We start from the raw sequence: 19,477 nt of genomic DNA on the forward strand, positions 1-19,477 counted from the left end.
ATGACCGATACGCCGAACACACCACTGCTGGACCGGGTCACACGCCCCGCCGACCTCAAGCAATTCAATGATGCGGAGCTCACGCAAATCGCAAGCGAAGTGCGCGCCGAAACCGTATCTGCTGTGTCGGTCACCGGCGGCCATTTGGGCGCAGGTCTGGGTGTTGTTGAACTAACGGTAGCGTTGCATGCGGTGTTCGACACGCCGCGCGACAAGATCATCTGGGACGTGGGCCACCAATGCTACCCACATAAAATTCTGACAGAGCGGCGCGATCGCATCCGCACCCTGCGCCAAAAAGACGGGCTGAGCGGTTTCACCAAACGCAGTGAATCGCCCTATGACCCATTTGGCGCAGCGCATAGCTCCACCTCAATCAGCGCTGCGCTGGGTTTTGCAGTGGCGCGGGATTTAGGCGGCGTGGTACCCGAGGGGCTCGGCGACGCAATTGCAGTCATTGGTGATGGGTCGATGTCTGCCGGTATGGCCTACGAAGCGATGAATAATGCGGGCCACCTGAAAAAGCGCCTGATCGTGATCCTGAATGACAATGAGATGTCGATCGCGCCACCCGTCGGCGCGATGTCCGCATATCTGAGCCGGCTTTATGCAGAAGAACCTTTTCAGGAATTCAAAGCAGTTGCGAAAGGTGCGGTTAACTTGTTGCCCTATCCTTTCCGCGAGGGGGCAAAGCGCGCCAAAGATATGCTCAAGGGAATGACCGTAGGTGGCACCTTGTTTGAGCAACTTGGATTTTCCTACCTCGGACCAATTGACGGGCATGACATGGATCAGTTGTTGCCAGTTTTGCGCACCGTTAAGGCCCGCGCAACTGGCCCAATCTTGATCCACGTGATGACTAAAAAGGGCAAAGGTTACGGCCCTGCCGAACAAGCGCGCGACAAGGGCCACGGCGTGTCCAAGTTCAACGTTGTCACCGGAGAGCAGAAAAAAGCCCCCAGCAACGCACCAAGTTATACCCGCGTTTTTGCTGACAGCCTTCTGCAAGAAGCCGCCGATGACGATAAGATTTGCGCAATCACAGCTGCGATGCCTGATGGCACAGGCTTGAACCTTTTTGCCGAACGCTACCCAAGTCGTTGCTTTGATGTTGGCATTGCCGAACAGCACGGCGTCACGTTTTCTGCGGCCCTCGCTGCCGGGGGGATGAAACCCTTTTGCGCGCTGTATTCCACGTTCCTTCAGCGCGGCTATGATCAGGTCGTCCATGATGTTGCGATCCAGCGCCTGCCGGTTCGGTTTGCCATTGATCGGGCGGGCCTCGTTGGGGCCGATGGTGCCACCCATGCAGGCGCTTTTGACATTGCCTATCTGACAAATCTTCCTGGTTTTGTCGTGATGGCCGCCGCCGATGAGGCAGAGCTTAAACATATGGTCGCCACGGCTGCAGCCTATAGCGATGGACCCATCGCATTTCGCTTTCCGCGTGGTGAGGGCAACGGGGTTGAGATGCCCGAGCGGGGGCAAGCGCTCGAAATCGGCAAAGGCCGGATCATCACCAAAGGTGCGCGCGTCGCACTCCTGTCATTCGGGACCCGTCTGGCGGAAGTAGAAAAAGCAGCCGAAGCACTGGCTGCTAAAGGTATCATGCCCACGATCGCCGATGCGCGTTTTGCCAAGCCTCTGGACCGTAACTTGATCCTTGATCTTGCTGCCAGTCACGAGGCACTCATTACGATCGAAGAAGGTGCGGTTGGCGGCTTTGGCAGTCATGTCGCTCAGCTGTTGGCAGATGAAGGCGTGTTCGATAAAGGGCTAAAATACCGGTCCATGGTGTTCCCCGATACGTTTATTGATCATGCAAATCCTACGGATATGTATGCCGCTGCAGGCATGAATGCTGACCAGATCGAAACAAAAGTTTTGGACGTCTTAGGCATTGGCCGCATCAATGTGCAGAGCGCCTAATTAGTCCTGTCGCTGCTTTGCAAGTACAGCCAGATGCGCTTCAATCGCGGTCAGTCGGGCAGTCATATCTTCTCGGTATGCATCCGTTGAGGCATTCGATTCCTCATGATGCGCATCCTGCATCGAGTTCACAATTAGACCCACCAACAGGTTCACCACAGCAAATGTCGTGACCATGATAAACGGAATGAAAAAGAGCCAAGCGTGGGGGAAAACCTCCATCACGGGTCTGACGATCCCCATCGACCAACTTTCCAACGTCATGATTTGAAACAGCGAATATCCCGAGTTGCCCAGTGTTCCGAACCACTCGGGAAAGGTATCCGAAAAAAGTTTGGTGGCGATGACGGCACCGATATAAAAGATCAACGCCATCAGCAAAAACACTGACCCCATGCCGGGCAGCGCCGTGATGAACCCTTCAACCACCCTGCGCAGACGTGGCGCAGCCGAGACCACGCGCAGCACCCGCAGAATACGCAAAGCGCGCAATGCTGAGAAACCTTGGGCCACAGGAACGAGTGAAATGCCAATGATAACGAAATCAAAGACGTTCCATCCGTCCTTGAAAAACCGCCCGCGGTAGGCATAGATTTTCGCCAAAAGTTCGATCACGAATATGGCTAGGCAAAGCCCATCCAGAAGCAGGATCAATCTGCCCATTTGGGCCATGACAACTTTCGACGTTTCCAGGCCCAGAATGATCGAGTTAAAGATGATGATCCCAAGAATGAAGTTCCGAACTCGGTCAGAGGCCAGATGTTTCGTCAGCTTTTCTTGCAGGGTCATTGCTCACCTTTGGTATCAGACTTGTTGCTATATGGCGGTCCGTTCTGGACGCGACAAGATGCGATTGCCTTGTGCGATCATCTAGTCGTCTAAGGCTTGGTCCGCCGCCAGCATAGCCGCCAATCCAGAACGGTAGTCTGGATATTTCGGTACCCAGCCCAATGCCACTTTTGCGTGGTCATTCCTTACACGTTTGCTTTCCGCATAAAAGCTCCGCGCCATCGGTGTCATCTCTGCGTCTTCGAAATTGACGGCTGGTGGGATCGGCAAACCCAAAAGCTCTGCTGCATGGCGAATGACATCCTGCGGTGGTGCTGGATCATCATCACAGAGGTTATAGATCGAAACTGGGTCTGGTGCCGCGATCGACAACTCAAGAGCTTGGGCTATGTCTTCAACGTGGATACGGCTGAACACTTGCCCCTCCTTAATGATCCGCCGCGCAGTGCCTTTGCGCACCTTAGCAAACGGGCCGCGCCCCGGCCCATAAATACCGGCAAGCCGAAAGATGTGCAGCGGCAAATTGGGAATTGCAGCCCAAGCGGCTTCCGCTTCAATGCGGGCTTGCCCACGCTTGGTTGAAGGATTGAGTGGCGTGGTTTCATCAACCCACCCACCTTGGTGATCACCATAGACACCCGTTGTCGAGAGATACCCAAGCCACCGCATCATTGGAGCGGCCTCCGCAAGAGCGGCGTGCATCTGGGCAAGGACTGGATCGCCGTCCTGCGCAGGCCCGGCGGACACCAGAATATTGGGAAATTCAGCGATCAGCGGCGCGATGTCGCTGCCCGGCCAAAGCAATGGCTCAACGCCGGTCTTTGCGATGCCGGCAAGCTTTTCTGTGCTGCGGGTCGTTCCGACAATGCACCAACCTTGTGGCACCAGTCGCGCTGCCAACGCCCGGCCAGAAAATCCGTGGCCCAGAGAGAGGAGTGTTTTTTCCATGTCGCGATATTGCCTTTGGATCAAGCCCTCAGCAAGAGTGAACCGCCCGACAGTACTCAAACGAAAAACGGCCTCTCCGAATAGGAGAGGCCGTCAATCAAATAGGTTTTCGTACAGAGATTAGTCTGCTGAACCTGTAGTTGTCGAAGATGAATCATCATCATCAGATGCGATCACTGCGACTGCGCCAAGAAGCAAAGCGCCACCGAGGATTGCAGGTACGCCAATACCAGAACCAGTTTCGGGTACAAATACGCCTTCTGGTGCTGTGTCGACAATTGGATCGGCCAAGCTACCGGCGAAAGAAGAAGTTGCCATGGCTGCGATAATTGCAGAGGCGGAGATAATTTTCATCATTTTGTCATTTCCTGTTTTAAGACAATCGGTTGGCACGAATGCCCATTAGTCTGGAAATATTATTAACGTATTAATTCTGCTAAAACAACGCTTCAGATAACCTTCACGTGAAATGACCCGCAAGAATTCGCCCAGTGTGGCAGATTTGCCTAGTTTTTCAGTAAGATCAGTTCGAAGTAACCGGATGCCGGGCCAGCCCATTGCCGTGATTTCTTGACCAACCCACTGCTGTTCTGCACCCAGTATTGGTTGATGATGTTAGTGTCGCCTGTAGGTCCGCCCGTACAAGTTTCCCTTAAATGGGAGGTCGTAAATGATTGGTTTACAATGATTATCTCTTCAGTTCCCAGATTGTCGATTTGACAGTTCAAAACGATTTCAGTCGTAGAATTATCGCCATTGGACACAACATAGCTGCGTTGGCCGGCCCCCGAACCTCTGCGTGCAATTGCGTTGACCGTCGCACCAGCATTTGACGAAATAATATCCGTTCCAACACCCCGAGTGCCCACCAATACGCCCCCGCGAAGAAAAACTTGAGCCCGATCAGACGAACTCCAAATTTCTACTACGCCGGGTACCGAATCACGACGCTGCGCAACACGGCGTAGAAAATCAGACCCGCCAGCTTTCTCAGGATTGACCTGCAAGGCGGCGATCTTAGTCTCAGCCAGCATTTTGGGCGTCACAGTTACAACCGGCCTTAGTTCGGCATTCCGATCCCCAACCGCTTCTTTCAAAGAGCCCGCGAACACATCACGAAGAGGCGTCTCTTTTTGATTCTCGGAACTACATCCGGCGAGAATCACGATGGCGGCAAATCCCACAAGCAGGGAGCGCATTTTCTGTGTCATTCCCAAACTCCAGACCAGGTATTCTCCAGTGCTTGGCTGTGTCCCTGGCGCACTTGATTGTACAGACGCCCAGGAACTTTCAGCCTCGCGCCACCATCACGCGTTACGGGTTGTATTGTTGTCGACAACTTTTGCTTTTCCGACTTACCAAGGAACCAGCTCACTGGGACAGTGAATGTAATGCCCTTGTCAAAGGAACCTTCACCAAAGTCTTCAGACGAAACATCTGTGAGGGTAAAGTACCCACCAACTTTCCAGCCGTTTGCAAACTCACGGGCCAACGTAACAGTGGCACCAACGTCTCCTGCTAAATAGCGACCAACATCTAGTTGTCCTGTGTAGCCCGAGCCGAATTCGTAATACGCCGAGGCATGGCCTGTCGCGACGGAGTAATCTTGGAAGCCGAGGCGCTGGTCAAAATCACGCTGCATCGCGTAGTTCGCCTCAACCCCAATTGCCAGGCGGCTGGCAGCCGGTTTCCAAAGCACTTCGCTCGACACACCGCCGAACATGCTTTCCAAATACCCACCCGTAACCCGCGCGTAGATTTCTGGTGTTAGTTTCCATTGGCGCGCAACGTAAAGCTGGTTAATTGTTGTATCACCACCTTGAGCGTAAAGCACCGCGTCCGAACGGACGTGCGGCAATACTGAATCACTGGTTCTGCCATCCGAAATGTTTCCGACCAGGCGGTGGCGTAATTCACCTGCGACGATCCAACCAGGCGCGGGGCTATAGCTAAGATTGAATCGAATGCCTGCATCCGCCCGAATGGGTTCATCAGGATCAAAATAGCTTTGAGCTAGATACGGCCCGATCGACCAGGCGAAATCAGGATAAAGATCTTCGTTTTCCACACCGCCTGCGAGGCTCGGGGCCACATCATCAACGCTCGAGACGGCCAGCAATGCATCGCTTGCGTTTGGTGCCACCTCAAGCCGCTCCAGATCGGAACGGCGGAACACAACAACAGACTGCGCCAGACCGTCTTCGATGGGCACGATCCGGAATGTATCAACAGAAGCCGGCAAGACCCGCGCCATCGCCCGCGCCACGCGACCAACGGCTACAGAGGTCGCTGGGTAACGGTAGTTCGAGAACCGGACCTCTGTAGTCTTGGCTGTCGTCTGTGCCTCGATCAAGGTCAACCCATCAGCTTCCAGCAGAGGGATCAGGGCATCGCGCACGGCTGTCGATGCAACGCTTTCGGATTTCGCCCATTCGCCGCTGTAAGCTTCGGGAGCACTGCTGCGGGACGGGCGGATGTCATAGGGGCGCGGCGCGGCCGTGCGAAGCGGCGATAACGGGCGCTTGGGATTCAATTGAACCTGAACATTCACGCCCAGCTCTGAGCCGTAAAGATAATAGGCACCAAGGCGCACGGCATCAGAAACCTGATATTCCGCGCCAAAGTTAAACCGCGATTTGCGCGTAAAAACACCACGTGATGTCTCTGGGTTGTAAGCATCTGAGCTGTACTCTGCTTTTAGACCCAGGCTGTCGCTCACTTGCCACTCGACACCACCAAAGGGTGCGACTTCACCGCGGAACCATTGATCAAAGCCCGGCTCACCTCCGGTGTCGCCTGCTTGAAAGCCCGGGCGTGTCGAGCCGAAGGGCGAACCAATACCGCCCGAGCTGCCCAAACGGCCCCAACCCAAACCACCGGTGACCTTGAGCTTGCCACGCAAACCTCCGCCAGAGAAGTTCTTGGTCGCTGCAATAAATTCACCTGCGTAAATGCCAGTGCCCGCAAAATCCTGAAGACCAAGGGTCAAGGAGGGTAAATAGCGGCTTTCGCGGTTGAGCAGAAAACGCACGTCAAAGCTGCGGTCACGGTATGTACTGAAACCGTTGTCGTTCCAATTCTGAATACCGACATATCGAAAGCTTGCAGATATACGCGGCGTCGCTTGAAAACTAAGCGTCGTCCGTGTCGTGCCGCCAAAATTTGAAATGCCGATGGCAAATTGCCCGTCTGGCATCGCCTCGCCCGAAGGCATATCGATCAGGCCGGGGGTGCCGTAAAACGTCAACGTTGGCGCATCAGGGATCGCAAAGACATCTTGGGGGTCCTGCGCATAAGTCACAAACGGAGCGCACAGCAGAGCGGCGCACGCGGTCCCTCCCGTCCAGTTCCGTACACGTCTCGCGATCATGTCATGCCCTCTGCTCGTCTTTTTTATTTTCAATGGTTTTGCACTGCCCATCCAGACAAATCAACAGGCCCGCTGCACCTAGGCTGGACTGAGCGAAGAATCGTGACATATCTGCGTGTCTGTCAGGAAACTTCCGCAGGCTTAAACTGGCTCTGAAAGCCCTCCACCCAGCGTTTCACAACGCCGCGCGCCATGTCTTCATCACAGGCAACAAACGCCTCGCGCAGACGGCGCAGGGCAGAGGCTATCTCGATCTCAGAAAGGCCCTCCTCGCGCGTTGAGAAGATTTTGGGGTGACGCGTTCCGATCAACTCCCCCGTCAAGCTTAGCTCTTCGGTCATTTTCTCGCCGGGACGCAAGCCAGTGATCAGAATTTCGATATCGCCCTCGGGCAGATCCTCATCGCGCACCGTATAGCCCGCGCTCTCGATCACTTGCCGTGCAAGACTGATGATGGGCACCGGTTTACCCATATCGAGCACAAATACCTCGCCACCTTGGGCCATCCCACTGGCCTGCAGCACCAAGCGGACAGCCTCTTGGACTGTCATAAAATAGCGTGACACTGACCGATCCGTGACCGTCAAAGGGCCGCCGCGGCTCAGTTGATCTTGGAACAGCGGCACAACCGACCCCGATGAGCCCAGCACATTGCCGAACCGCACCATCGAGAAAACTGTACCTCCGGGCCCGGCCCGGCGCGCGAGATCTTGCACCACCAGTTCAGCCAGACGTTTAGAAGCGCCCATAACATTCGCGGGCCGCACGGCCTTATCCGACGAGATCAAGATGAACCTTTCCACGCCAGCTTTTGCAGACTGCTCAGCAAGCGTTTGTGTGCCAAAGACATTGTTAACAAGACCGGCAAGCGGGTTGGCTTCCACTAAAGGCACGTGCTTGTAGGCGGCTGCATGCAGCACCACCTGGACACTGTGATTGGTCAACACTTTGCGCACCTGACGCGTGTCCGTCACCGACCCCAGCACCGGAATAATCTCAATTCCCGCACCTTCCGCCAGTTGGCGCAGTTCCATGTCCGAATTATATAGTGCTAGCTCACTAAGTTCATAAAGGATCAGCTTTGTCGGACCGCACTCCAATACCTGTCGACACAGTTCTGAGCCAATAGATCCGCCAGCGCCAGACACCAGCACCACTTTGCCCGCGTAGCAATCGCGCGCATCGCCCAGTGCATGATCAACCTCATCGCGATTCAAGAATTTTTGCGCCGAAACAGGCTTGAGCTTATCAACCAACGCTTCTTCACCAACAAGCTGAGCAAAAGACGGCAGAGTCTGAACCTCAAGCCCCAAACCCTCAAGCCGCCGGGCGATCTGGGCTTGCTTCGGCGGGCTCAGCGAAGGTACGGCCAGCAGGACGCGGTCGATCTGTTTTTCCTTGGCGATCTCCGCAATCCGCAACGGCGTGTACACCGGTAGGCGCGCAACGTTCAGCCCGTGGAGCGCCTGATTGTCATCGACGAAGGCAACGGGTTCGATATTCTCATGGCTGCGCAATGCCGATACCAACTGCGTACCGGTCGTCCCCGCGCCATAGATCAGCACTCGGCTACGCGGCGCAGAACGCCGATAAATCGCCAGCACTACTTGCAACAAAACCGCACGACTGACCACCACAAGACCAAAAAATGCAGCCCCGAACACCAGGTGCGTGCCCAATGGCAGACCCAACCCGGCTACATTGGAAAACGTGATCGACGCCGTGGTCATGAACATCGCAAATACAGCGGTTAGGCCAACGGCAGCTGTCTCATAGGCATTGAGCCGAATTGAGCTGATGCCGAGCCAAAATGACACGCCCACAGCACTTGCCAGCATGTAAGGCAACACCGGCAGGTAGCCCAGCAAAGCCCCGGATACACCTACATCCAACCCAAGGGCTGCAAAGGCGAATAGCAACGCCACGACTAACAAAATACAGTCTGCCGCCAGCATGATCGCGCGCTTTTGCGCTTTGCTGAGCGACTTGATCCAGTCCAGCATAATGCCGCTTCGACCTCGCCTCAAATCCCGTGCAATTCGCATTGCTTGCGGGTCACCACAATAATCCAATTAACCTATGGCATTTCGTCCGGGTTTCACAGGCCCTGCGCACATCGGATAGAAATTGCGCCTATCGCGCAACGCTTGGTTATCGTTCCCGGCGGAATAGATTGCCAATGGTTTGGAAAACCAGATCAAAATCATAGCACGTGCTTTGGTGGCGTTGATAAATCAGATCCAAACGCGCTTTTCGTGGCACACAAATCCGGCAATAGACATCATCGGTTTGTTTTGGCGTCTTACAGCGCTTTAGCAAGCGGTCCTCGTGTTTGTGAAAACGGATCGTGGCAAGGCCCGTCACTCCCGGTCTCGATTTAAGGACTTCGGTATAAAGATCGGGAAACCGCTCCACATATTCACGCAGGGGCGGGCGTGGGCCAACAAAACTCAGGTCCCCTCGCAAGATGTTCCAAAGCTGCGGAAACTCATCCAACCGCTTGGCGCGCAGCTTGGCACCCAAGGGTGTCACCCGCGACGCCTTATGTGCACCTGACACGCCTTGATCGTCCTCCACCACACTCATGGTTCGGAATTTCAGCAGATTAAATGGCTCATTTGGCCCCTTCATCCGCTCCGCAACATAGAACAACGGGCCACCTTGTTTGCGCCAGATATAGAAAACCAACCACAGTATGATTGGACCTAAAATTATGACCAACAAGCTGGCAAAGAACAGATCAAAGATGCGCTTGCGCCAAGTCATACGTTTTCCTTTTTGGCACGCCACTGCGCAACCATCCCGGCGGCGGAGCGTTCATGCGGCGCAAATTTCACAATCGTTTCAAGTCGAGCGGTGTCCAGCAAGACTTCTTGGATCACTTCAGGCCCCGCTTTACGCGGTTGCCATGCAAGCCCGGCTGCATCCAGAAGATCGCCCATCGCAACGACGCCAGGCGCTGCAATATTTAACGTCTGTGGCACTTCTTCGGCCACGCTCAGCTGCGCCATCACCCGCGCCAAGGTCACAGGACCGATATAACTGCGCCGGGGCGTGGCTCCTGCGACGGCGTCAATCATCATGCCCTCACGCCACCCGCCAAGGATCGCATCCGCGCCCGCTACATTGCCGATCCGCAGATTGGTCACCGGCGTCCCCAGTTGGTCACCCAGCTCCAGCCCTGCTTGCTCCATCTGCAGCTTGGCCGCGCCATATTCCGACACCGGCGCGACGGCATCTGTCTCACAGTGACGCCCAGCTTGTGCCCCATAAACTGCTGCTGAAGATGCCAGAAACACCCGCGCTGGCCCCGCCGCCCGGATCGCCGCCATTGCCAAATCAACGTTGAGCGACAATGCATCTCCACTGCGCGCAGCGTAGGCTGGCGTGATGCCTGCGAGGCATATAACAGCCCGCGCGCCTGCAGCAGCCTCCGCTAAAGCCTCGGGTTCAGCAAGAATATCAATGCTAAGCGCGTCTGTGGCCTTGCGGCCCTGCCACACCAAGTCATCTTCATCCGGCCAATGCGTTCGCAGAACGTTTCCCAGACGCCCAGCGCCCCCAAGCAAAAGCACTGGGCGTTTCTTGGCGAAAAATTCGCCGCTTTTGGTTGAAATCATTGACCTCATGAGCACAGCAAGTATCTTGCCCAAAAGAAAATTCCAACTGGGGGTGGTGTTTTTGCGCCGCAGTGCATCCGGATAAGGCAATAAGGCCTTAAAAAGCACTGTTTCGTATGTCCCCCAAGTATGGAAGAAAAATAAAGCGGTACTACTAATATGGGTTTTTTCTTTCCACGGATCACCTGTGTCTTGCTGGCGCTCAGCCTAGCCGCCTGCGGGAGCTTGCCGCGCGGAGCGGCACTTGAAGCCGAAGTACTGCGCGGAGCCAACAATCCGGAAGCTGATTTTGCCGTCTACCCAGTGACCAAGGCGTTCCTGCCAACCGCAGCGAAATGGCCCCTCACAGGCGAAGAGCACCGCCACTGGATCAACTCTTCAGCCGGATCAATTGCACAAGTCATCCAACCCGGCGATACACTCGATGTGTTCATCTGGGACAGCGGTGAGAACTCACTGCTGACGGCTCCTGACCAACGGGTCGCGACGCTCTCTGGGATGCGCGTTTCTGAAGGTGGTTCAATCTTTGTGCCCTACATTGGCAAGATCAGGGTCTCTGGTCGGACGCCAGATAGCGCGCGCCAATTGGTCCAACGCCAGCTTGAGGCGATTGTACCGTCCGCTCAGGTTCAGCTTCAAATGTCCGAAGGGCGTGTGAATTCAATTGATCTGGTCGGCGGCGTTGCCATACCGGGAAATGTCAAACTACCGGATCAAAATTTCACCGTATTAGCTGCAATCTCGGCCGCGGGGGGCGTACGCGATACCCTGAATAACCCGCAGGTAAAGATTGTGCGCGGCGGCAATATTTACGGTACCTCTATTTCCCGCCTTTATGACGACCCCAGTTTGAACACCCGCCTGCAGGGCGGGGACAAGGTTATCGTCGAAGCGGACGAGCGTTATTTTCTATCGCTGGGCGCGACCGGCCTCGAAAATCAGTTTCCTTTCAACCGCGACAGCGTTTCTGCGCTTGATGCCTTGTCGACCATCGGCGGTTTAAACGACCTCCGAGCAGACCCAAAAGGCCTCTTGATACTGCGCGAATACCCTGCGAGCGCGGTGCAGACCGATGGTGGCGGCCCGGGCAAACAACGTGTCATCTTTACCCTTGATTTAACGAAATCAGACGGTCTCTTTTCGGCACGTAACTTTGCCATCAACTCAGGCGATGTGCTCTTGGCTACAGAAAGCCCTGTCGCCAGTGCCCAAACCATCTTTCGCTTGATAGGCTCGACAGCAGGCCTAGTGGCCATCCTTAACTAAGTTCGACAGTCGATCTGGTGAGGCTCGTAAGCTAAGGTATCTCAATCTGCTTACCTGCCGGCACCAGCGCGTTGATCTCAGCGATATGCTCAGGCAGGCATTTGGTCAGGAAATCGTAATTCTCTATCACATGTTGCCGTGCCGCCTTGCCCAAGTGTTCATACGCCTTGGGCTTTTCCAACACCTCAACAACCTGAGCGGCGAGGGCTGCGGGATCAAAGAAATCGACCAACAGACCCGTCTCATTATGAGTGATCGCCTCACGCACAGGGGCCACGTCCGAGGCCACAACAGTCGCCCCCATCGACATCGATTCAAGCAGCGACCATGAAAGCACAAACGGCATCGTCAAATAGATGTGACAGCGACTGACCTGAATGATCCGTTGATAATCCCCGTACGGCACCTGCCCCAGAAAATGCACCCGGTCCCAATCGACTCGGTCCCCAACTTCTGCCTCCATTTCGGCGCGCAGGCCTCCGGGCGTTGCAACTTTTGATCCATAAGAAACATCATTGCCGCCCAGTACCAGCACCCGCGCATTCGGCCGCGCCGCAAGAATTTCGGGCAACGCCCGCATAAAGATGTGGAACCCGCGCGTATGTTCAAGATTGCGGGTCACATATGTGACCACCTCGTCCTGCCGCGTCAGCTCCCGACCCAAACGCCCCAACGGCAGTTTTACCGTCGGCTTGGGTTTCAACAAATCGGTGCGAATGCCGTCATGCGACACATAAAGCTTGTCGTGGAAACTGCTCGGAAAGCGGTTGCGCTGCCACAGGGTTGGGCTGACGCCTTTATCAACGGTCTGAAGGTTCATAACCGGCACCGCATTGCGCGCATGCATCATAAACGGAGCCTGTTCAGACACTGTATCATCTGGGTCAAACCCAACCGGCCCTCCTGTGGCACTATAGTAATACTCAAAGAATCCGATGATCGGGACATCCGCCCAAAGTTCTTTGAAAAAAGTCAGTTCACCCCAGCCGACATGCCCAATGATAATATCCGGCTTGAATCCTTCTTTGGCCTCGATCTGGCGCGCAGCAAGGATCGCACCATAGCCATTGGCGCTGCATTCTTCCCAAACTTTGCTCAAGCCATACGCATCCTTGGCAGGGCGGCGGTGCGTCTTGTAAATCCGCGTTTCGACACCTTCAAAGCTAGGGGGCTTTTGGCGCTGGGTCAGAAAATATATTTGGTGCTGCTTTTGCGCGGCGAGCCATTGCACCATCTCTCGGTATTGACCCGGCATGTTCTGGTGCACAAAGAGAATATTCATCGGAAGCGTCCTGTTCTTAGCCTCAACTGCCCTAATACCCTTGGCCGCCCCAGCTTGGCAAAGCTATTTCCCACGCCAGACCGGATCTCGCTTTTCGGCAAAGGCCTTCGCTCCTTCATGCTGGTCTTCTGAGCCATACAGAATATCAACAGACGCCAATTGGCGTTGCGTGATGCGGTTTAGGGCATCCTGAAATTTTGCATCCTCGGCATCGCGCACGATCTCTTTGATTGCGGCGTAAACCAACGGTGGGCCAGACGCGAGAAGCCGCGCCAATTCCCATGCGCGCGCCATAACTTGATCGCCAGGAAGAATTTCGTTCACCAGACCCCAACCCTTGGCCTCACTTGCATCAAACCACCGACCCGTTAGCAAAAGCTCCATCGCAATGTGGTAAGGGATGCGCTTGGGCAGCTTGATGCTCGCCGCGTCGGCGACCGTACCAGACCGGATTTCAGGCAATGCAAATGTCGCGTGCTCAGCCGCCAAAATCATATCCGCCGACAGCGCCAGCTCCAGCCCACCACCGCAAGCAATCCCATTCACCGCGGCAATCACCGGCTTGTTCAGACCGCGCAACTCTTGTAATCCGCCAAAGCCACCAACGCCGTAGTCCCCATCAACGGCATCACCATCCGCCGCCGCTTTTAGATCCCAACCAGGGCAAAAGAACTTTTCCCCAGCACCTGTTACGATCGCCACACGCAATTCTGGATCATCTCGAAAATCGGCAAAAACCTTGCCCATTATCCGCGACGTCGCCAAATCAATCGCATTGGCTTTGGGCCGGTCCAGCGTCACCTCCAGAATGGCACCTTCGCGGCGGGTCTCAATCGGGTCCATGGGGTCTCCTTTTGGGTCAGGCTGAACGGATCAACGCGTCTACTGCGACTGAATTCGTGGCCGTGCAAATTAACGGGTTAATCTCAACTTCGCTGATCACATCACAATGCGCAATCACAAGCGCCTGCACCGCCATGACCGAAGCGATAACACTGGGTAGATCTGCGGGCATCTTGCCGCGATACCCATCCAGCAGCGGCCATATGCGCAAGCGCCTTAACGCGGCTTCAACCGATGCGGCAGTGGCAGGGATCAATAGCGACTGTGTGTCCTGCCAAAGCTCGGTCAGCACACCTCCGGCCCCGACAGTCAGTACAAATCCATGTGCGGGATCACGCGTTACGCCAACCAAAACCTCGGCGACGCCGCCTTGCACCATCTCTTCAATCAGCAACGTACCAGTGGGCATCTTGGCCGCCGCGGTTTCGATCTGGTCCTGGCGCAGGCCCAAAACAACACCGCCCGCATCTGATTTATGCGCCATCCCCATCGCCTTAAGGACCAAAGGCTCCGACAATTCCTTCGCCTTATTTGCAGCATCCTGCGCCGTCACAGCGGTCGCCCCCCGCGGGACCTGCATGCCGTATTGCGCCAGCAGTTTTTTTGCCTCTGCCTCACTCAGCAAATCTGGAATCCTTTCGACACCCGGTTGCAAGGGAGGTTCTTGGGTCGGCTCACCCAGATGGGCAGCGATTTCAGCCGCGGAAATGGCTTCCGTCAAACCATTCATCGGGATCACCCCGCCAACCATCAATTCTGCAGCCACATCTGCAGGCATCAACTCGGGCAATGTTGCCACCATCGCAACAGGTCGGCCGGTCCGCCGCCTGACCTCAAGTGCCGCTTGCGTGGCACAGACCCAGTCGGCTGCGTCTGTATGGGGATAATCCACAATGATCAGGGTCAAACCGATATGCGCGGCTGCCATCGCAGCCCATGCATCCGCCATTCTTTGCGCATCTCGCCAAATATAAGTGTTGTAATCCAGCGGGTTGGCCAAGGCGACCATTGGACCTAATGCATCAGCCAAAGCATCCCGTTGCCCCTGCATCAGTGGCGGAAATGACAGCGCACGCCCTTCAACCGTGTCAGCAGCAAGGCTCGCTTCACCCCCAGAGCAACTGATCGAAGAAAGCGTCGACGCATCTAGTGGACCACAGCAATGCAGTAACTTGAGCGTCTCAACGAAAGTCGGCAAATCCAGAACACGACCAATCCCCAGATGCGTCAGCAGTGCCGCCGCTCCCGCATCGCTGCCCGCCATAGACGCCGTATGCGAAACGGTCGCGACCTGCGCTTGAGTTGATTTTCCGACCTTTAGCGCGATCAGCGGCACAGCTTTGGCCTGCGCCTTCAAAGCGACCTCATGCCATTCTGCCGTATCTGCGAAGCCTTCAATATGTAGCCCGATCGCTGTAACGTGGGCATCATCCAACAGGTCCAGCGCGATTTGCGCCTGTGTTGTCTGGGCCATGTTCCCGCAAGCAATCATATAGGCAATCGGCAAACCGCGCTGCTGCATTGTCAGGTTGATCGCTATGTTAGACGACTGCGTCAGGATCGCCACGCCGCGCTCCACGCGTTGGCATCCATGCTGATCGGGCCACAACAAAGCCCCCTCGAGCGCATTGATAAACCCGTAACAATTGGGCCCAAGAACGGGCATCTCACCTGCGGCGGCAACCAATTGCGCTTGCAGATCCACGCCACTGCTTTCTTCTGCGGCAGCTTCCGAAAACCCAGACGCGAAACATACCGCCCCCCCGGCACCCATCTCGGCAAGTTCTGCAACGACGTTTACAGTCGCATGCCGGTTTACCCCGATAAAAACGGCGTCGGGCACAAGGGGCAGATCCGCCAGGCTTTGGACTGCGGTGATCCCTTCAATCTCAATTCCGCGCGGATGAACCGCGTGTATTGACCCTTCATATCCCATCCGCTGGGACTGCAAGATGATCTGCGCGCACCACGCTCCTCCTCCAATCACACAGATCGAAGAAGGCCGTATCAGCCGAAAGAAATCACGCGCCATGGCAGCGTTTTCTCTCGCAAGGAGTCTCCGCATTCGACGTGCAGCATCTGCCGAACATCATGCGCCCAAAGCTCGAAGCAAATCGCGGCTGATGATGTGGCGTTGTATCTCTGATGTTCCGTCCCAGATGCGCTCAACCCGCGCGTCTCGCCAGAACCGTTCCAATGGATAATCGTCCATCAGCCCCATGCCACCATGCAATTGGATCGCCGTATCTGTCACCCGCCCCAGCATTTCGGAGGCGTACAGCTTCGCACTTGCGATTTCACGATTGGCTGGTAACTCTTTGTCCAACCTGTCCGCCGCAGCCAACGTCAGCAGATCCGCGGCATCGATCTCCGTAATCATGTCCGCCAGTTGGAACGACACTCCCTGAAACTTGCCGATCTTCTGGCCAAACTGCTCGCGTGTCGCCGCGTAGTCCAACGCATAATCAAACACCCGCCGCGCCCGACCGACGCTCATCGTCGCAACCGTGATCCGGGTCGCATAAAGCCATGTGTTCATGACCTCAAATCCACCGTCGACTTCACCCAGAACCTGAGCTTCTGGCAATCGGCAGTCGTCAAACTCAAGGATGGTGTTTTTATACCCTCGGTGGCTGACCGATTTGTAGCCGTCCCGGATCGTAAAGCCGGGCGTTCCGCGATCCACCAAAAATGCCGTAATCCGCTTTTTCGGACCTTTGTCTGTTTGATCTTCGCCTGTGGCGATGAAGACGATTATAAAATCAGCGTGCTCCGCTCCAGAGATGAAATGCTTGGTCCCATTGACCACCCAATCACCACCATCCCGGCGGGCCGTGCATTTCATGCTGCGCACATCCGATCCCGCACCCGGTTCAGTCATAGCAAGTGCATCCATCCGCTCCCCGCGAACAGCAGGCATAAGATAGCGCTCAATCTGATCGCCTTCACAGGCCATCAGGATATTTTGCGGACGACCAAAAAAGTGGTTCAGTGCCATCGACCCACGGCCCAACTCCCGCTCAACCAGCGCGAATTCTAGGTGGTTCAGCCCCGCACAACCGACGCTTTCGGGAAAGTTACAGGCATAGAAACCCAACTCGATCGTCTTGCGCTTGATCTCATCGGCCAGTTCTTGGGGTACTTCGCCTGTCCGGTCGACCATATCCTCATGCGGATAGATCTCCTTTTCGACAAAGCTGCGGACCGCGTCCACGATCATCTGGTTTTCGTCCGTAAGCCCGTAATTCATGCGGTTTTTCCAAATTTTAACGTCACTCTATTGCGCATAGTTAGACCCCTCCACATCCAGTATCGCCTTTAACTCGGCCAGATGCCGGGCGTCTTGATCAGGGTAATTCTCTAGCTCCAGTGCGGTTTTTTCGGCGATATCATCTGGAATGCGGCGTAAAGGTAGCCCGGTTTGCAGCGCGCGAATGTATGTCTCCGCAGAGCGCTCGAAATAGAAGAGCCTGTTGAACGTGTCTGCTACGGTATCCCCGATGACCAGCACACCGTGGCTGCCCATCACCATGACCTTGTGCTTGGGGTCCGTCAAAAGACCGGCACAGCGCGCGCCCTCATCCTCAAATGCCAACCCGCCATAATCCTCATCGATCACGACGCGGTCGTAAAAGGTGCAGCTATTTTGATCGATCGGCGGCAGGCGGCTGTCTTGCAAGCACGCCAGCACCGTGGCAAAGATCGAATGCACATGCATCACACAGCGCGCATGAGGGCAATGCCGGTGCACCCCGCCATGCAATCCCCACGCCGTCGGATCAGGCGCATTCGGACCTTCTAATGTCTTGGGGTCGTCTGCATCTATGACCAGAAGATCGCTGGCTTTGACCCGGCTAAAATGCACTTGATTGGGGTTCATCAAAAACCGCGTTCCAGCATCATTGATTGCCAGACTAAAGTGGTTTGCCACGCCCTCATGCATGTTCAAGCGCGCTGTCCAGCGGAACGCCGCAGCAAGATCAGTGCGCTCCTGCCAATGGTTCATGTTCTGAGTGCCGGTCATAGCTCATCTCCTCTTTTGTACAGAGTTGCCCCGCGCGGCCTTGATTGACCAACGAAAAAATGGCTAGCTTTCGATAAGTTTAACTAATGGATGCGTTATGCCACGAACTGGCCTCCCCCCTCTCAACTGGCTCCGCGCATTTGAAGCGGCAGCGATCCAGCTCTCATTTACTGGAGCCGCGCGGGATCTCAATATGACGCAAAGCGCGGTTAGTCAGCAAATCAAGGCGCTTGAAGGACACCTTGGCAGGCCCCTGTTTCACCGCCACCCTCGCGCGTTAGAGTTGACCCAAACGGGCATGTCCTACCTGCCCGTAGTGCGCGACGCCTTTCGCACGCTGTCCCAAGGCACCCGCGCCATTACCCGCTTGCGCGATGACGTACTGCGCGTGCAATGCAATCTGACCTTTGCAATTCAATGGCTCGCGCCCCGCCTGCCCGAATTTCAGCGCACCCATCCCGAAGTGCAGCTCGATATATCAACGGAGCTGTGGGAGCCGCGGGATATGGTCGAAGGGGCTGACATCGAAATCCGCTATTCTCTGCGCCCCGCTGATACAATCCACGCCGAGTTGCTGCACCGCGATCACTACTACCCGGTCTGCAAGCCGGGCTATCAGGTCTGCCTTGAGACACTCCAACAACAGCCACTCTATGACTGTTCAAGCATGATGGGGAACTGGGCGGTTTGGGCCGAAGAACAGAGCCTAACATGGGACAATCCAGCCATAACATATGTGACGACCTATTCCGTCCCATTGGCCGTCGCTGCGGCAGGTGGCGGACTTGCCTTGGCCCATGACGCCACCGCCGGGGCGTTAATCGAACAAGGACGGTTGATTGCGCCGTTTGCGCACCGCGCGCCCATGCAAGAGTGCTACTATCTCTTACAGGCACCCCAAGCACAAAACCCTGCCAGCGCGCAGACCTTTACGAAATGGTTGAAAACTGAACTGGCCACGTTTCAAAGCGGTCGGCTGGGCACCCAAGCATAACCATTTTCACACAGGATATAGCACTCGCGTAGGCCGTGCGGCTTGTCACTCGGTGCCTGCAAAATCATGCCCCCCGCGGCCTCTGCCCGCTCTGCAACCACGTCTGGATCGCTTTCATAGAGCCTCAATTCAATGCCTGCGCCCCGGGGCGGCTGCTCGGGCAGAAGGCCCAGCAGCGGATTAGAATGATAAGTGCCGTCGCTATGGATTTGAAACAGTTGATCACCATAGATCATGATCGCAAAATCCGCGCTGACCCGGTGCGCCTTCATTTCAAATACAGTCTCTAAAAAGGCGACTTGGCGCTGCACATCGCGCACCAGAATATTCACCCCCAGCCCCTTCAGGCCTGCGCCGAAATCCTCGGCTGATATCGTCTCATAATCCATGACTTTACGTCCCCCCGCTTGAA

At 55.6% G+C, this 19,477-nt stretch carries 17 protein-coding genes; 3 read left to right on the top strand and 14 right to left on the bottom strand.

The genetic code is table 11. The annotated features are described in order from the left end of the window. A complete protein-coding gene (gene dxs / locus C1J03_RS22080; RefSeq protein WP_114888537.1) occupies window positions 1–1,929 on the top strand; it encodes a 1-deoxy-D-xylulose-5-phosphate synthase in 1,929 nt (642 codons plus the stop codon). Here dxs and C1J03_RS22085 read toward each other — a convergent pair whose 3' ends face one another. The 8 genes from C1J03_RS22085 to C1J03_RS22120 all read right to left on the bottom strand — a co-directional run bounded on the left by C1J03_RS22085 (window position 1,930) and on the right by C1J03_RS22120 (window position 10,656). Beyond that, window positions 1,930–2,718 carry an ion transporter gene (locus tag C1J03_RS22085; RefSeq protein WP_114888538.1) on the bottom strand — a complete coding sequence of 263 codons (789 nt, stop codon included), beginning with the start codon at window positions 2,716–2,718 and terminating at the stop codon, window positions 1,930–1,932. An 81-nt stretch (window positions 2,719–2,799) separates the two neighbouring features. Next, complete coding sequence (locus C1J03_RS22090) at window positions 2,800–3,666, bottom strand: SDR family oxidoreductase (RefSeq protein WP_114888539.1); 867 nt, start codon at window positions 3,664–3,666, stop codon at window positions 2,800–2,802. Window positions 3,667–3,786: 120 nt separating this feature from the next. Beyond that, a complete protein-coding gene (locus C1J03_RS22095) occupies window positions 3,787–4,023 on the bottom strand; it encodes a hypothetical protein (protein WP_114888540.1) in 237 nt (78 codons plus the stop codon). A 149-nt stretch (window positions 4,024–4,172) separates the two neighbouring features. After that, complete coding sequence (locus tag C1J03_RS22100; RefSeq protein WP_114888541.1) at window positions 4,173–4,877, bottom strand: YjbF family lipoprotein; 705 nt, start codon at window positions 4,875–4,877, stop codon at window positions 4,173–4,175. Further along, on the bottom strand, window positions 4,874–7,036 hold the full coding sequence (locus C1J03_RS22105; protein WP_114888542.1) for a YjbH domain-containing protein: 2,163 nt from the start codon (window positions 7,034–7,036) through the stop codon (window positions 4,874–4,876). Before C1J03_RS22105 ends, C1J03_RS22100 begins: the two co-directional genes overlap by 4 nt. Before the next feature lie 122 nt (window positions 7,037–7,158). Next, window positions 7,159–9,039, bottom strand: a complete 1,881-nt coding sequence (locus tag C1J03_RS22110; RefSeq protein WP_114888543.1) for a polysaccharide biosynthesis protein — start codon at window positions 9,037–9,039, stop codon at window positions 7,159–7,161. 148 nt (window positions 9,040–9,187) lie between these two features. Beyond that, complete coding sequence (locus C1J03_RS22115) at window positions 9,188–9,802, bottom strand: sugar transferase (protein ID WP_114888544.1); 615 nt, start codon at window positions 9,800–9,802, stop codon at window positions 9,188–9,190. Beyond that, window positions 9,799–10,656, bottom strand: coding sequence for an NAD-dependent epimerase/dehydratase family protein (locus C1J03_RS22120; RefSeq protein ID WP_162798634.1), 858 nt, complete (start codon window positions 10,654–10,656; stop codon window positions 9,799–9,801). Before C1J03_RS22120 ends, C1J03_RS22115 begins: the two co-directional genes overlap by 4 nt. Before the next feature lie 159 nt (window positions 10,657–10,815). Between C1J03_RS22120 and C1J03_RS22125 the strand changes: the two genes are divergently transcribed. Further along, the gene (locus C1J03_RS22125) at window positions 10,816–11,922 is read left to right on the top strand and encodes a polysaccharide biosynthesis/export family protein (RefSeq protein WP_114888546.1); all 1,107 of its coding nucleotides are present in this window, start codon (window positions 10,816–10,818) and stop codon (window positions 11,920–11,922) included. 31 nt (window positions 11,923–11,953) lie between these two features. Here the strand turns inward: C1J03_RS22125 and C1J03_RS22130 are convergent, their stop codons facing one another. The 5 genes from C1J03_RS22130 to C1J03_RS22150 all read right to left on the bottom strand — a co-directional run bounded on the left by C1J03_RS22130 (window position 11,954) and on the right by C1J03_RS22150 (window position 18,071). After that, entirely contained in the window at window positions 11,954–13,204 is a 1,251-nt protein-coding gene (locus C1J03_RS22130; protein WP_114888547.1) for a glycosyltransferase family 4 protein, read from the bottom strand. Between the two features lie 63 nt (window positions 13,205–13,267). Next, window positions 13,268–14,047 (bottom strand): carnitinyl-CoA dehydratase, encoded by a 780-nt coding sequence (locus C1J03_RS22135; RefSeq protein ID WP_114888548.1) that lies wholly within the window; start codon window positions 14,045–14,047, stop codon window positions 13,268–13,270. 16 nt (window positions 14,048–14,063) lie between these two features. Continuing rightward, window positions 14,064–16,079 carry an acetate--CoA ligase family protein gene (locus C1J03_RS22140; RefSeq protein ID WP_114888549.1) on the bottom strand — a complete coding sequence of 672 codons (2,016 nt, stop codon included), beginning with the start codon at window positions 16,077–16,079 and terminating at the stop codon, window positions 14,064–14,066. A gap of 57 nt (window positions 16,080–16,136) precedes the next feature. Then, on the bottom strand, window positions 16,137–17,297 hold the full coding sequence (locus C1J03_RS22145; RefSeq protein ID WP_114888550.1) for an acyl-CoA dehydrogenase family protein: 1,161 nt from the start codon (window positions 17,295–17,297) through the stop codon (window positions 16,137–16,139). Window positions 17,298–17,324: 27 nt separating this feature from the next. Next, a complete protein-coding gene (locus C1J03_RS22150; protein ID WP_114888551.1) occupies window positions 17,325–18,071 on the bottom strand; it encodes a class II aldolase and adducin N-terminal domain-containing protein in 747 nt (248 codons plus the stop codon). Between the two features lie 97 nt (window positions 18,072–18,168). Here C1J03_RS22150 and C1J03_RS22155 point away from each other — a divergent pair, with 97 nt between their 5' ends. Continuing rightward, window positions 18,169–19,065, top strand: a complete 897-nt coding sequence (locus C1J03_RS22155; protein ID WP_114888552.1) for a LysR family transcriptional regulator — start codon at window positions 18,169–18,171, stop codon at window positions 19,063–19,065. Here C1J03_RS22155 and C1J03_RS22160 read toward each other — a convergent pair. Then, window positions 19,035–19,454: a VOC family protein gene (locus C1J03_RS22160; RefSeq protein WP_114888553.1), complete on the bottom strand. Its 420-nt coding sequence runs from the start codon at window positions 19,452–19,454 to the stop codon at window positions 19,035–19,037. The genes C1J03_RS22155 and C1J03_RS22160 overlap by 31 nt on opposite strands. Between the last annotated feature and the right edge of the window lie 23 nt (window positions 19,455–19,477).

The sequence above is a fragment of the Sulfitobacter sp. SK012 genome (assembly GCF_003352085.1).
GTDB lineage: Bacteria > Pseudomonadota > Alphaproteobacteria > Rhodobacterales > Rhodobacteraceae > Sulfitobacter.

Bases quoted from the DNA above. Each gene is read 5' to 3' on its own strand.
- C1J03_RS22115 (WP_114888544.1), bottom strand. From the start codon at position 9,802: ATGACTTGGCGCAAGCGCATCTTTGATCTGTTCTTTGCCAGCTTGTTG.
- dxs (WP_114888537.1), top strand. From the start codon at position 1: ATGACCGATACGCCGAACACACCACTGCTGGACCGGGTCACACGCCCC.
- C1J03_RS22090 (WP_114888539.1), bottom strand. From the start codon at position 3,666: ATGGAAAAAACACTCCTCTCTCTGGGCCACGGATTTTCTGGCCGGGCG.
- C1J03_RS22110 (WP_114888543.1), bottom strand. From the start codon at position 9,039: ATGCTGGACTGGATCAAGTCGCTCAGCAAAGCGCAAAAGCGCGCGATC.
- C1J03_RS22085 (WP_114888538.1), bottom strand. From the start codon at position 2,718: ATGACCCTGCAAGAAAAGCTGACGAAACATCTGGCCTCTGACCGAGTT.
- C1J03_RS22140 (WP_114888549.1), bottom strand. From the start codon at position 16,079: ATGGCGCGTGATTTCTTTCGGCTGATACGGCCTTCTTCGATCTGTGTG.
- C1J03_RS22125 (WP_114888546.1), top strand. From the start codon at position 10,816: ATGGGTTTTTTCTTTCCACGGATCACCTGTGTCTTGCTGGCGCTCAGC.
- C1J03_RS22160 (WP_114888553.1), bottom strand. From the start codon at position 19,454: ATGGATTATGAGACGATATCAGCCGAGGATTTCGGCGCAGGCCTGAAG.
- C1J03_RS22100 (WP_114888541.1), bottom strand. From the start codon at position 4,877: ATGACACAGAAAATGCGCTCCCTGCTTGTGGGATTTGCCGCCATCGTG.
- C1J03_RS22095 (WP_114888540.1), bottom strand. From the start codon at position 4,023: ATGATGAAAATTATCTCCGCCTCTGCAATTATCGCAGCCATGGCAACT.
- C1J03_RS22150 (WP_114888551.1), bottom strand. From the start codon at position 18,071: ATGACCGGCACTCAGAACATGAACCATTGGCAGGAGCGCACTGATCTT.
- C1J03_RS22155 (WP_114888552.1), top strand. From the start codon at position 18,169: ATGCCACGAACTGGCCTCCCCCCTCTCAACTGGCTCCGCGCATTTGAA.
- C1J03_RS22145 (WP_114888550.1), bottom strand. From the start codon at position 17,297: ATGAATTACGGGCTTACGGACGAAAACCAGATGATCGTGGACGCGGTC.
- C1J03_RS22105 (WP_114888542.1), bottom strand. From the start codon at position 7,036: ATGATCGCGAGACGTGTACGGAACTGGACGGGAGGGACCGCGTGCGCC.
- C1J03_RS22120 (WP_162798634.1), bottom strand. From the start codon at position 10,656: ATGATTTCAACCAAAAGCGGCGAATTTTTCGCCAAGAAACGCCCAGTG.
- C1J03_RS22130 (WP_114888547.1), bottom strand. From the start codon at position 13,204: ATGAATATTCTCTTTGTGCACCAGAACATGCCGGGTCAATACCGAGAG.
- C1J03_RS22135 (WP_114888548.1), bottom strand. From the start codon at position 14,047: ATGGACCCGATTGAGACCCGCCGCGAAGGTGCCATTCTGGAGGTGACG.